General features: G+C 64.8%; 9 protein-coding genes and 1 other RNA gene. 6 read left to right on the top strand and 4 right to left on the bottom strand.

Translation table 11 applies throughout. From position 1 onward, the window contains the following. Window positions 1-65: 65 nt before the first annotated feature. Window positions 66-373, bottom strand: an RNA gene (gene rnpB / locus HMPREF9465_RS12505) — RNase P RNA component class A. Between the two features lie 205 nt (window positions 374-578). On the opposite strand from rnpB, the gene HMPREF9465_RS08415 reads away from it, so the two are divergent. The 3 genes from HMPREF9465_RS08415 to HMPREF9465_RS08405 all read left to right on the top strand — a co-directional run bounded on the left by HMPREF9465_RS08415 (window position 579) and on the right by HMPREF9465_RS08405 (window position 5,376). After that, a complete protein-coding gene (locus tag HMPREF9465_RS08415) occupies window positions 579-1,733 on the top strand; it encodes an outer membrane beta-barrel protein (RefSeq protein ID WP_005435971.1) in 1,155 nt (384 codons plus the stop codon). A 184-nt stretch (window positions 1,734-1,917) separates the two neighbouring features. Further along, entirely contained in the window at window positions 1,918-3,201 is a 1,284-nt protein-coding gene (gene hemL, locus HMPREF9465_RS08410) for a glutamate-1-semialdehyde 2,1-aminomutase (protein WP_005435970.1), read from the top strand. Window positions 3,202-3,225: 24 nt separating this feature from the next. Then, window positions 3,226-5,376 (top strand): protein-disulfide reductase DsbD family protein, encoded by a 2,151-nt coding sequence (locus tag HMPREF9465_RS08405; protein ID WP_005435969.1) that lies wholly within the window; start codon window positions 3,226-3,228, stop codon window positions 5,374-5,376. 117 nt (window positions 5,377-5,493) lie between these two features. Here the strand turns inward: HMPREF9465_RS08405 and HMPREF9465_RS08400 are convergent, their stop codons facing one another. Continuing rightward, window positions 5,494-6,930 carry a D-alanyl-D-alanine carboxypeptidase/D-alanyl-D-alanine-endopeptidase gene (locus tag HMPREF9465_RS08400; protein WP_051009056.1) on the bottom strand — a complete coding sequence of 479 codons (1,437 nt, stop codon included), beginning with the start codon at window positions 6,928-6,930 and terminating at the stop codon, window positions 5,494-5,496. A gap of 358 nt (window positions 6,931-7,288) precedes the next feature. On the opposite strand from HMPREF9465_RS08400, the gene HMPREF9465_RS08395 reads away from it, so the two are divergent. Together HMPREF9465_RS08395 and groL are read left to right on the top strand one after the other, a co-directional pair. Continuing rightward, window positions 7,289-7,576, top strand: a complete 288-nt coding sequence (locus HMPREF9465_RS08395) for a co-chaperone GroES (protein WP_005435963.1) — start codon at window positions 7,289-7,291, stop codon at window positions 7,574-7,576. A 61-nt stretch (window positions 7,577-7,637) separates the two neighbouring features. Continuing rightward, a complete protein-coding gene (gene groL / locus HMPREF9465_RS08390) occupies window positions 7,638-9,275 on the top strand; it encodes a chaperonin GroEL (RefSeq protein WP_005435962.1) in 1,638 nt (545 codons plus the stop codon). A 123-nt stretch (window positions 9,276-9,398) separates the two neighbouring features. Here groL and HMPREF9465_RS08385 read toward each other — a convergent pair whose 3' ends face one another. Further along, on the bottom strand, window positions 9,399-9,989 hold the full coding sequence (locus tag HMPREF9465_RS08385) for a hypothetical protein (protein WP_005435957.1): 591 nt from the start codon (window positions 9,987-9,989) through the stop codon (window positions 9,399-9,401). Window positions 9,990-10,142: 153 nt separating this feature from the next. Between HMPREF9465_RS08385 and pyrF the strand changes: the two genes are divergently transcribed. Next, entirely contained in the window at window positions 10,143-10,955 is an 813-nt protein-coding gene (pyrF, locus tag HMPREF9465_RS08380; RefSeq protein WP_005435950.1) for an orotidine-5'-phosphate decarboxylase, read from the top strand. Between the two features lie 74 nt (window positions 10,956-11,029). On the opposite strand, the gene HMPREF9465_RS08375 is transcribed toward pyrF, so the two are convergent. Continuing rightward, window positions 11,030-12,205 (bottom strand): hypothetical protein, encoded by a 1,176-nt coding sequence (locus HMPREF9465_RS08375; protein ID WP_005435949.1) that lies wholly within the window; start codon window positions 12,203-12,205, stop codon window positions 11,030-11,032. Window positions 12,206-12,224: the final 19 nt, after the last annotated feature.

Below are 12,224 nucleotides of genomic sequence, written 5' to 3'. Positions count from 1 at the left end.
TGACGATTGCAAATAAACGAAGAGGGGTTCGGCTTGTGCCGAACCCCTCTTCTGTTGTCTGATGACCGGAAACTCTCCCGATAAGCCGGATTATGTTCCGCGCCCGAGGGCGCAGTGACGATCATTCGTCTAGGACGGCGCTCGCGCGACGCCTCAAGCCATCTACCCGCAACCGGTCCGGGCCGAACCATAGGCTGCCTATTTGATGTTGCTCCCCGTAGAGATTGCCCGTTTCAACCGACCCCAACGCCGGCTCGTCTCTGTTGCTCTGATCCTCGCCTCGCGGCGGACAGCCGTTAGCTGCTACGGTGCCCTGCGGAGTCCGGACTTTCCTCCCGCGGATTGCTCCGCCGACGATCGTCTGGAAAAGTTTCGCAGTCAGGGGACGCACTCTACCCGCTTTGGCGCATTTTTTCAACTCGCTCGACGAGTTTTCCCGCTTTTTTGACGCCCGCCTCGATGCCTTGTGCGACAATGACGGGTTCTGCGGACCCCGTCGCCTGGACGCGGCATCTCCGCTCCCGATTCAGACAACTTACAAGAAGGCCGCCCCGCCTGATGCGGGCGGCCGCAAAGCCATGAACATCAAAATGAAGACGCTTGCCGCCGCGACGGCGGCTGCGGCCTGCGCCGCCGGCCAGGCTCATGCCGGCTTCCTTGAAGCCGTGATCGACACGACGCCGGCCGGCTACGTGTCCTCCTCCGCCGAACGCCCCGGCGACTTCGGCTCCTTCTGGCAGGACACCGTCCGCGGTGCCAAGGCCATCATGAAGGAAGGCAACAGCCTCTGGGTCGTTCCGACCTACACGAACCACCCGACCTGGGACTGGGACAAGCGTCATGAAGAGAACGGCTATCCCTTCGGCATGGGTCTCGGCCGTCAGGTCATCGACAACCGCGGCAACGAGCGCTCCTTCTTCCTCGTGACCTTCGTCGACTCTAACTACCGTCCCGAACCGGTCGCGGGCTACCAGTGGGTCGCCCGCTGGCCTGTCGCGGGCACGGGCCTGCACGTCGGCGCAGGCTACCTCGCCGCCGTCTCCGCCCGCGGCGACTACATGTGGGTTCCGTTCCCGATGCCGCTGCCCGTCGCGAAGATCGGCACGGACGACATCTCCTTCTACGGCACGTACATCCCCGTCACGAACGTGTTCTTCTTCTACTCCACGATCACGATCGACGACGCCAAGCGCCGCGACCTTCCGCTGCCCGCCACCAGCGCCTGGAGCGCAGACCGCAACTACCTCTACGGCGGCTGGGGCTGGGAGTACATGGACAACGGCGAGGAGTTCTCTCCGAGCAACGTCAAGAACGACAGCTCCTGGCACGTCGGCATGCGCCACTACTCGGGCCGCCACTGGGCGACCGACGTTTCGTACCGCCGCTCCGAGCATGACATCAAGACGGCGGGCACGGACACGAGCAAGTCCTACCGCTTCCAGACCTGGGCCGTCCAGCTTCAGTACAACATCGACGCCCTCGACAGCCTCCGCCTCTACGCGGGCGGCGGTCTGGGCTACTCCAAGATGAAGGGCCCCGCCGGCAAGGACGACTCCTTCCACCCCGTCACGTCGCTCGGCGCCACCTACGCGGTCACGAAGAACGTCTTCGTCAACGCCGAAATGTTCACCTCGTTCGCCCGCTACAAGGGCACCGTCGAGGCCCGCGGCGACGACTACGTGCTCAAGCCCATGGCGACCGACTTCACGCTCTCCCTGGGCGTGGCGTTCTGACGCCGCACGAATCCGTCCCGGACGCAACACCCGTTAACGGTGCGTTCAGACTGTTTCGGTAAAATTCATCGTTTTTTCGGGCGGCCCGCTTCGAAGGACGCCCTTTTTTTCATTTGCCGTCCCGGCGGCCGCGACCCTTGAGAGGCCGCCGCGGACACGTTCCATGCTTTCAGGAGTTGAACAAATGGACCTCAATGACGAACTCTTCCAGCGTGCGCAGATCTCGATTCCGGGCGGCGTGAACTCCCCCGTGCGAGCCTTCCGCTCCGTGGGCGGCTCCCCGCGCTTCATCGACCGCGCCAAGGGCCCCTACATGTGGGACGCCACGGGCAAGCAGTTCATCGACTACATCCTCTCCTGGGGCCCGATGATCCTCGGCCACAACAACGACGAAGTCATCGCCGCCGTTGACGAAGCCGTCTCGAAGGGCCTCTCCTTCGGCGCCGTCACGCAGGGCGAGACGCTCATCGCCGAAGAGGTCCGCAAGCTCGTGCCGTCCATGGACCAGGTCCGCCTCGTGAGCTCCGGCACCGAGGCCGGCATGTCCGCCATCCGCCTCGCCCGCGGCTACACGGGTCGCAACAAGATCATCAAGTTCGAGGGCTGCTACCACGGCCACTCCGACTCTCTCCTCGTCAAGGCGGGCTCCGGCATGCTCACCTTCGGCAATCCGTCCTCGGCCGGTGTTCCCGCCTCCGTGACGGAGCACACGCTCGTGCTCGAGTACAACAACCCGCAGCAGCTTGAGGACGCCTTCGCCCAGTGGGGCGACGACATCGCCTGCGTGATCGTCGAAGCCGTCGCCGGCAACATGAACATGGTCCGCGGCAACCCCGAATTCCTTCGCACGATGCGCGAGCTCTGCACGAAGCACGGCGCCGTCCTCATCGTCGACGAAGTCATGACGGGCTTCCGCGTCGCTCAGGGCGGCGCCCAGGCCTTCTACGGCATCGAGCCCGACCTCACGATGCTCGGCAAGGTGATCGGCGGTGGCATGCCCGTTGCCGCCTTCGGCGGTCGCCGCGAAATCATGCAGCAGATCGCTCCCCTCGGTCCCGTCTACCAGGCCGGCACGCTTTCCGGCAACCCCGTCGCCGTCGCCTGCGGTCTTGCGACCCTCAAGGGCATTCAGGCTCCGGGCTTCCAGGACAAGCTTTCCCGCGCCGCCGACCGCCTCGTCAAGGGCCTAACGGCCGCCGCTCAGGAAAACGGCATCACGTTCTGCGCCGACAGCGTCGGCGGCATGTTCGGCCTCTACTTCCTGCCGTCCGTCCCGCACGGCTTCGCCGACGTGATGAAGTCCGACACGGAGACGTTCAACCGCTTCTTCCACGGCATGCTCGAGCGCGGCGTCTACTTCGCCCCGTCCGTCTTCGAGGCAGGCTTCGTCTCGATCATGCACACCGACGAAGTGATCGACGCGACCATCGCCGCCGCTCGCGAGACGTTTGCTGAAATCGCCGCCTGAGCGGCGCCTGCATAAAGGACGATCATGGGTTCCGTCAAGACCTGGCTTGCCGCAGCTGCGCTCTGCGCCGCCGCGGCCTCCACCTGGGCCTCCGGGGCCCAGAATCTCCTCTCGACGCTCGACCGCGCGGCGCAGCCCGCACCCGAGCCGAGCGTCACCGTGCGGCTCGTCGCCCAGAACGAGGGCCTCACGCCTCAGGCCGAAAACCTTCTCGCCGTGGTGCTTGAGCACGCGCCGGGCTGGCACACGTACTGGCGCATGCCAGGCGACGCCGGCCTCACGACGCAGTTCAGCTTCACGACGCCGAAGGACGTTCGCCTCACGGATCCGCGCTTCCCGCTTCCCGAACGTCACAACGACAAGGGAATCGTGAGCTTCTCTTACGGCGGCACCGCCGTCTTTCCGTTCGAGGCCGAGATCCCCCGCTTCCCCGAGGGACGCTCCGCGCGCATCAGCATCCACGTCTCCTACCTCGCCTGCAAGGACGTCTGCATCCCCGGCGAGGGCACGGCCGAAATCACGCTGCCCTACGAGGTCGCGCCGAAGCCCTCGGCCGATGCCGAGCTCGTTTCGAACGCCATCGTCAACGTGCCCGAAGTGGCCGACATCCGCGGCGTGCGCGCCGTCTACGAGGAGGACCGCCTCAAGGTGACGGTACCCGCCTCCGAAGTGCACGTTGAGAAGAGCCTTTCCTTCTACCCGCTTGACGAGCGCGTGCTGAAGCTCTCCGACGAGCCGCAGCACCAGACCGAGGAGAACGGCAGCGCCTCCATCCTCATGACGCTCGCCCCCGAGTTCCTGCAGGAGCCTCGCGCCACGCTCTCAGGCGTCTTCGTGGGCGACGGCGGCCCCGCTGCGGGCGGCTGGGCGATCGAAACCTCCTTCCCGCTGGAAAAGGGCGCGGTGCCCAAGCCCGCCGTCTTCTCCGGCGCACTTCCCGTCGCAGGCTCGGGCGCCTCGGTGACGACCCTCACCGCCATCGTCTTCGCGTTCCTCGGCGGCCTCATCCTCAACCTGATGCCCTGCGTCTTCCCGATCCTCTCGCTCAAGATCCTGCAGCTCATCGAGGGCTACCGCAGAGGCGAAAGACTGCTGCCGCACGGCATCGCCTTCACGGGCGGCGTCCTCGTCACGATGGGCGTGCTGGCGGGTGCGCTTCTCGCCCTCAGGGGCGTGGGCATGGCGCTCGGTTGGGGCTTCCAGCTCCAGAGTCCGTGGGTCGTCTCGCTCCTGCTCGTGCTCTTCGTCGCCATCACGATCAACCTGCTTGGCGTCTTTGAATTCACTGCCGCAAGCCATCTCGCCGACACCCGCGTTGCGCGCAGCGCGCCGAGAACCGGTGCCGCGAGCTCGTTCTTCACGGGCATCCTCGCCGTCATCGTCGCCAGCCCCTGCACGGCCCCCTTCATGGGCGCCGCTCTGGGCTACGCCGTGACGCAACCCGCCGTCGAGGCGATCGCCGTCTTCCTCTCGCTCGGTCTGGGCATGGCGCTTCCGTGGCTTCTGCTCTGCATCTTCCCCGGCTGGTCGAGAATGCTCCCGAGGCCGGGGGCCTGGATGGACGTCTTCCGCAAGGTCATGGCGATTCCGATGGCGCTTGCCGTCGTCTGGCTCGGCTGGGTGCTCTCCAAGCAGGTCAGCCTCAACGGCATGCTTCTGATGCTTGCGGGCTGCGGCTCCGCCGCCATCGCGCTCTGGCTGCTCGGCCGAGAGCAGTGGGGCCGCGGTCGCAACCGCGTCCTGATGGGCGTCACGTCCTTTCTTGCGGCCGGCGCAATCGCCGTCATCGCCACGGGCGAATTCGACCGCGCCGCCACCGCACAGGGCAGGGGCGTCTGGCAGCCCTGGTCCGAAGAGGCCGTCAGGGCCTCCCTTGCCGAAGGCCGCCCCGTCTTCGTCGACTTCACCGCCGCCTGGTGCGTCACCTGTCAGGCCAACAAGGTCGCGGCTCTTGACCGCGACGAAGTGCAGACCGCCTTCAGGGACGGAAACGTCACGCTCCTCATGGGCGACTGGACGAACCGCGATCCCGCCATCACGGACATCCTCTCCCGCTTCGGCCGCTCCGGCGTGCCGCTCTACCTCCTCTACAGGCCGGACGGAACCGTGCAGGCGCTCCCCGAGCTCCTGACGCCGGGCATCGTGCTCGACGCCGTGAAGGGCGGGCAGCAATAAGACGAGGCCTTCCCTGGAAATCCAGAAAAAGCAAAAGCTCGCCGTCCGGCACCATACCGGGCGGCGAGCTTCGTTTCAGGATCCCGAATCCTCAGGAAGTGCCTGCGATGCAGGGCCTCACTTCTGCAGGTAGGTCCACTCGACCACCTTGTCGAGGAACCTGATACCGCCTGCCATGTTGCGCTCGCCGTGCACGCTGGCATAAAGCGCGTACCGCCTGCCGTTCTTCGCATAGACGTAGCCGCCGATCGAGCGCACGTCCTGCAGGTAGCCCGTCTTCAGATGCGTGCGGCCCGTCGCCTCAAGGCGCTTTCTCATCGTGCCGTCGACGCCCGAGACGGGCAGCGACGCCGCGTACTCGGTCATGCGGGGCGAAAGCCAGCCCGCCGCAAGAATCTGCGTCATTGCACGCGCCGTCACGCGCGAGGTGCGCGAGAGACCCGAGCCGTTGTCGATCATGACGGCGCCATCGGGCACGCCCTTTTCAGCCAGCCAGCCCGCCAGCACCGCTCGTGCGTCGTCCGTGTCGACGCCGGGGCGGGGGCGCTCCATGGGCGCAAAGGCTCCGCCTGCAGTTCGGGATCCTGAGTCCGCCTCGTCGGGCGCGTTTCTGAGCGTGCCGAGCGTAAGGAAGATGTGACGGGCGATCAGGTTGTTCGACCACTTGTTGACAAGCGTCGTCACGACGGGAAGCGCATCGGACTCCCGCTCGGCGAGCTTCAGGGCGCCTTCGGGCACGCGCCCCTCGGCGACGTGTCCCGTCCAGGTGCGCCCGTCGCGCTCCCAGTACCACCTGAAGAGACGTTCGAGGTATTCGTTCTGAGAAAGGGACACCACGCTGAAGGTCTTCGGTCCGCAGGAAAGGGGAAGCGAGCCCTCGAACCTGGCTGCGAGCCTGCCGTCGGAAAGGTGTTCGAGCCTGTAGCCGATCGTCGACTTCCAGTCGCCGCAGGCGCCGCGCGAGAGGCGGATCGTCGACGGAACCTCAAGCCCCGAGAGCGGCGGCATGCTGATGATGCGCGCAGTCCCCGACGACTCGTCGGGAACGAACTCGAAGGAAAGGCTGCGATAGCCCGCCACCGCCGCGTCGGGCAGCTGGTTGTAGGGGCGGGAGCCCCGACCGTCGAAGGCGGAGGGATCTCCTTCGGGCAGGTCGAAGTAAGAGCGGTCGACCGTCAGATCGCCCTCGATGCGCCTGACGCCCATCTGCGCCATCCGCTCGACGAGGAGCCCGAACTTTTCGGCGACGAGCGTCGGATCGCCGCCGCCCCTGAGCCAGATGCCGTTGACGCGGCCCTCCGCATCAGGCCTCGCCTTTGCATAGAACCCCGTCCTCCACTTCCAGTCCGCGCCCAGAAGTTCGAGTCCCGCGAGCGTCGTCACCAGCTTCGCGGTCGAGGCGGGAGCCACCGACCTGTCGGCGTTGACGGCAAGCAGGGGCCGGACGACGGGCATCCTGCCGCCCTCGGGCATCCTCAGTCCGTCGAGCGCGACGACCGACACCGTCACCGCCCTCGGGTCGACGCCGCAGTCCGCGGCGGCCTTCCTGAGCATGGGCGGGAGCCTTCTCTGCTCGGCGGCCCAACCGCTGCACGAAACGGACCAAAGGCCCGCCGCCATCATTCCGAAAGCCGCAAAAACGGCCGCGGAGCCTCTCGTTGAAAACCGCATTCCACCCTCGCCGCAGGCATTTCCACCAAGGCGCCCGGGAGCGACTCGGCAACCTGTAAAAATTCTTCAACAGCCCCCTTGTTTTTCAAGGAGGCATCCCCATATAGGGTTTAAATGCTAAGGCAAAGCCGCCCGTGCGGTCCGCCGAGGCAATGTTTTTTTGCATCCGGCAGCCGAACCCCGCCCTGAGAAGGGGCGATGCGACCGCCCGCCGGAAACCGTTTTATTTGGAGAACAACAAATGCAGATCCGTCCGTTGCATGACCGCGTCATCATCAAGCGTCTTGCTGCTGAAACGACCACCTCCTTCGGCATCGTCATCCCCGACTCCGCCGGTGAAAAGCCTGACCAGGGCGAAGTGATCGCCGTCGGCCCGGGCAAGCGCGACGAAGCCGGCCGCATCATCGCTCTCGACGTCAAGGTCGGCGATCGCGTTCTCTTTGGCAAGTACTCCGGCCAGACCGTCAAGGTCGACGGCGAAGAGCTGCTCGTCATGCGCGAAGAAGACATCATGGGCGTCCTCGCCTAATCAAAGGCTCGACAGCGCCTTGCATCATTTGTTTTTTCTAAGAAAGTAAAGGATTACAGAAATGGCTGCTAAGCAGGTTCTTTTCGGTGATGACGCCCGCTCCAAGATGGTCCGCGGCATCAATGTTCTCGCCAACGCCGTCAAGGTCACGCTCGGTCCGAAGGGCCGCAACGTTGTGCTCGACCGCGCCTTCGGCGCTCCGACGGTGACGAAAGACGGTGTGTCCGTCGCCAAGGAAATCGAACTCAAGGACAAGTTCGAAAACATGGGCGCCTGCATGGTGCGTGAAGTCGCCTCCAAGACGAGCGACAACGCCGGCGACGGCACGACGACCGCCACGGTTCTCGCCCAGGCCATCGTTGACGAAGGCATGAAGTTCGTTGCCGCCGGCATGAACCCGATGGATCTCAAGCGCGGCATCGACAAGGCCGTCGCCGCCGCCATCGAAGAGCTCCGCAAGATCAGCAAGCCGACGACGACCAACAAGGAAATCGCCCAGGTCGGCGCCATCTCCGCCAACTCCGACGCTGAAATCGGCGACATCATCTCCGAAGCCATGGACAAGGTGGGCAAGGAAGGCGTGATCACGGTTGAAGACGGCAAGTCCCTCAAGAACGAACTCGAAGTCGTCGAAGGCATGCAGTTCGACCGCGGCTACCTCTCCCCGTACTTCATCAACCAGCCGGAAAAGCAGGCCGCCGTTCTCGACAACCCGTTCATCCTCCTGCACGACAAGAAGATCAGCAACATCCGCGAACTTCTCCCCGTGCTCGAACAGGTCGCCAAGGCCGCCCGTCCGCTCGTCATCATCGCTGAAGACATCGACGGTGAAGCCCTCGCCACCCTCGTCGTGAACTCCATCCGCGGCATCCTCAAGGTCGTGGCCGTCAAGGCCCCGGGCTTCGGCGACCGTCGCGCCGCCATGCTCGAGGACATCGCCGTCCTGACCGGCGGCACGGTCATCTCGACCAACGTCGGCCTCACGCTCGACAAGGCCACGCTCGAACAGCTCGGCACGGCCAAGAAGGTTGAAGTCACGAAGGAAAACACGACGATCATCGACGGCGCCGGCCAGGCCGAAGCCATCGAAAACCGCGTCAGGAACATCCGCACGCAGATCGAAGCCGCCACGAGCGACTACGACCGTGAAAAGCTTCAGGAACGCGTTGCCAAGCTCGCCGGCGGCGTGGCCCTCATCAAGGTCGGTGCCGCCACCGAAGTCGAAATGAAGGAAAAGAAGGCCCGCGTCGAAGACGCCCTGCACGCCACCCGTGCCGCCGTTGAGGAAGGCATCGTGGCCGGCGGCGGCGTGGCGCTCATCCGCGCCAAGCAGGCCATCCGCGACATCAAGGGCGACAACGACGAACAGAACGCCGGCATCCGCATCGTTCTGCGCGCCATGGAAGAACCGCTCCGCCAGATCGTCGCCAATGCCGGCGACGAACCGAGCGTCGTGGTGAACACCGTCGCTCAGGGCGAAGGCAACTTCGGCTACAACGCCCAGACCGGCGAATACGGCGACCTCGTTGAAATGGGCGTTCTCGACCCGACGAAGGTCACCCGCACCGCCCTTCAGAACGCCGCTTCCGTTGCGTCCCTCATCCTCACGACGGACTGCATGGTCGCCGACATTCCGCAGGACGACAAGCCGATGCCCGCCGGCATGGAAGGCATGGGCGGCATGCCCGGCATGATGTAATCCATCACGCCTGACCAGCCGACCGCCGCCCGTTCTCAGGAACGGGCGGCCTACAAAGACAAGGGCCGACGATCTTTCGATCGCCGGCCTTTTCCTTGCCTCTCTTCCTTATTGTGCTCCGCCTTACTTGCCGAGAAGCTTGGCAAACGACTCACCCGTCTGCTCGCAAACGGCGACATAGCTGCCGTCTGGCTTCTTCATGACGCCGAACGGCACCTCTCGGGCCGCGGCACGGCGGAATACCTTAGTATTGGTCCACACTGCCTCGCGTTTTTCAAATGGAATTCCCATCTTGCGCACGTCGAGCCCCTTGAAGACGGCATCCTTCATGTGCGCCTCGTGCTCGAGGAACATGGCCTTCGGATCCTTTGCGGCCAGAATGGCAGCCCCCTGCAGCTCGCTCCAGGGATTGAGCACTGCAACCGGATGCCAGACGAACTTCACGCGGTCAAGGAAGGGCTTGAACTGCTCGTACTCCCAGACACACCAGCGGCACTGCGTGTCGAACGTCATCATCACGACCGTATCGGCCTTCTCATTGCCGACGACAAAGCCCGAGCCCTTCTCGGCGAGCTCCGTGAAGAACTCCTCGGCATTGAGGTCGGTGGGCACCGACGGCTTCTTCGGCCAGCGGCTCTCGTAGGCGAAGGCCGGCGCAGTTGCGGCGACCGTCATGAGGCCTACGGCCCCGATGAACTGTCTGCGTGTGATCATCTTCACAGTCCTCCTGATGACACGGCGTTTTTGACGTGGCTCCTCTCCGGAAGCCGCTTCGTCGAGCATAGCGCAATTCCTCAGGAACGGCCGCAGTGCGAAAGAATTTGTTAAGATAGCGCCCGATTGACAACCACCTTCGGAAGGCACCCCATGAAGTTCATCGAAATGCTCAGCGAACGCTGGCAGAACGCCGGTTCCATGCTCTGCGTCGGGCTTGACCCCAACCCCACCCGCTTCCCGCACGAACTCGCGGGCCGCAGCACGGCCCTCTACGACTTCTGCTGCGGCATCATCGACGCCACGGCCGACCTCGTCTGCGCATTCAAGCCGCAGATCGCCTACTTCGCCTCCTGCGGCGCCGAGGCCGAACTCAAGGCCGTGATCGACTACATTCACGCCAATCATCCGAAGGTTCCCGTGATCCTCGACGCCAAGCGCGGCGACATCGGCTCCACGGCCGAGCACTACGCCCGCGAAGCCTTCGAGCGCTACGAGGCCGACTGCGTGACGCTCTCCCCGTTCATGGGCTTCGACACGATCAAGCCCTACCTTGCCTACGAGAACAAGGGCGCCTTCATCCTCTGCCGCACCTCCAACCCCGGCGGCGACGACATCCAGATGCTTGAAGTGAACGGCGAGAAGATCTACGAACGCCTTGCGCGCCTTGCCGCCACCGAGTGGAACCTCAACGGCGAACTCGGCCTCGTCGTCGGCGCCACCTATCCCGCCGAACTCGCCAACGTGCGCCGCATCGCGCCGAACCTTCCCCTGCTCGTGCCGGGGATCGGCGCTCAGGGCGGCGACATCCGCGCCTGCGTTGAGGCCGGCAAGACCGCCGAAGGCACCGGCATGGTGATCAACTCCGGCCGCGCCATCATCTACGCGAGCCGCGAAGACAACTGGAAGGAAGCCGCCCGCAAGACCGCCATCGCCACGCGCGACTCCATTCAGGCTGCCGTCTGATCGCCGCCCGCCCAGAACAAAGTCAAAGGCCTGCAAGATCACTCCTGCAGGCCTTTCCTTTGTCTAAGTCCCTGTCAAAGCGAGTCGAGCTTCACGCCGTTGACGGCAACGCCATCGGTCGAAAGCTCCACATGGGCCTCAAGGCGTCCTTCGACCGTCCTGAGGCTGCCGTTCGCCTTCAGTTCAGCTACGGCTTCGGGCCATCCCTTGACGTCCGCTCCGAACTCGGGATCCAACCGCACGGAGAAGGCTCCGATCCTCTCTCCGTCCCTTGCCACGCGCCCTGCGGCCGACAGCGTCCCCTCACCGCGCGTCACCGTGCATTCGTCAAGGTCGAACGTCATGCCGCCCTGCATGATCGCCTGCTCCGCCGCCATCTCGAGGATCACGGGGCTCACGGCGCCGCCCAGAGCCATCGCATCCACGAGGCGTTCGGGCACGTTGGTCATGTTCGCCCTGAAGGTCAGGGCATCAAGGACGCGCACGCCGTCATAATCCAGCTCACCCGACTTCAGCGTCCAGCTCTGAGAGTAGAGCGCATCGTCCTCTTGGGTTTCGACCCTCGTCTCCTCGATCGTGCTCGCCATTTCGAAGGCGCCCGTCTTCAGGTTCATGCCCTCGACGTCCGCGGAGCCTCCCTCAAACATCGCCTTCATCTCGGCCCTGCGGCCGTCCTTCGAAACCGACACGTCGAATGTCACGTCTCCCGTGCGAAGACTTTCCCCGCCTTCCGAGCAGGAGAGCCCGCGCCAGACGAGTCGCCCCTCGTGCTCGACGTCACCCGACGTGAGCTCAAGGCCGCCCGCGCTGCAGAGCAGACTGCCTGCGGCCACCCTGAAGGGCTTCACGCGCCAGGCGAGTTCGGGCTTCGAGGAGAACAGCCCCGTCTTCAAGACGAGTTCGTCGTCAAGCCCCTCGATGCCGTAATCGGGAAGATTCGCCATTGAGCCATATTCCTTGTCAAGCGCCAGCCTTGCCGTCATGCCGAGACCGAACTCCGCGCGCCCCGTCCAGCACAGGCGAAAATCCTTCCCGCGCAGCTTGATCGCCAGATCACGGTACGCGAAGCCCCTGCCCGTCTGTTCTGCGCTCAGCAGAAAGCCCATATCCACGCTCGTGTCGGCCAGCTCGCGGGCGAACTCGTCGAACTGCCTGTCGAAGACGCGGCCCTGCAGCCACACGCCTCCCGACGCAACGGCGGCGAGCACCACAGCCGCACCGCACGCAACCCATGCCTTCTTCACTGCCATCCTCCTTCTCCTTTCTCTC

The organism is Sutterella wadsworthensis 2_1_59BFAA (assembly GCF_000297775.1).
GTDB classification, from domain to species: domain Bacteria; phylum Pseudomonadota; class Gammaproteobacteria; order Burkholderiales; family Burkholderiaceae_F; genus Sutterella; species Sutterella wadsworthensis_A.
The sequence above is the reverse complement of the archived record's forward strand: the minus strand, read 5'-3'. Positions and strand labels throughout refer to the sequence as shown.

Coding starts and splice junctions, on each gene's coding strand:
- HMPREF9465_RS08375 (WP_005435949.1), bottom strand. CDS start 12,205: ATGGCAGTGAAGAAGGCATGGGTTGCGTGCGGTGCGGCTGTGGTGCTC.
- groL (WP_005435962.1), top strand. CDS start 7,638: ATGGCTGCTAAGCAGGTTCTTTTCGGTGATGACGCCCGCTCCAAGATG.
- HMPREF9465_RS08405 (WP_005435969.1), top strand. CDS start 3,226: ATGGGTTCCGTCAAGACCTGGCTTGCCGCAGCTGCGCTCTGCGCCGCC.
- hemL (WP_005435970.1), top strand. CDS start 1,918: ATGGACCTCAATGACGAACTCTTCCAGCGTGCGCAGATCTCGATTCCG.
- HMPREF9465_RS08400 (WP_051009056.1), bottom strand. CDS start 6,930: ATGCTCAGGAAGGCCGCCGCGGACTGCGGCGTCGACCCGAGGGCGGTG.
- pyrF (WP_005435950.1), top strand. CDS start 10,143: ATGAAGTTCATCGAAATGCTCAGCGAACGCTGGCAGAACGCCGGTTCC.
- HMPREF9465_RS08385 (WP_005435957.1), bottom strand. CDS start 9,989: ATGATCACACGCAGACAGTTCATCGGGGCCGTAGGCCTCATGACGGTC.
- HMPREF9465_RS08395 (WP_005435963.1), top strand. CDS start 7,289: ATGCAGATCCGTCCGTTGCATGACCGCGTCATCATCAAGCGTCTTGCT.
- HMPREF9465_RS08415 (WP_005435971.1), top strand. CDS start 579: ATGAACATCAAAATGAAGACGCTTGCCGCCGCGACGGCGGCTGCGGCC.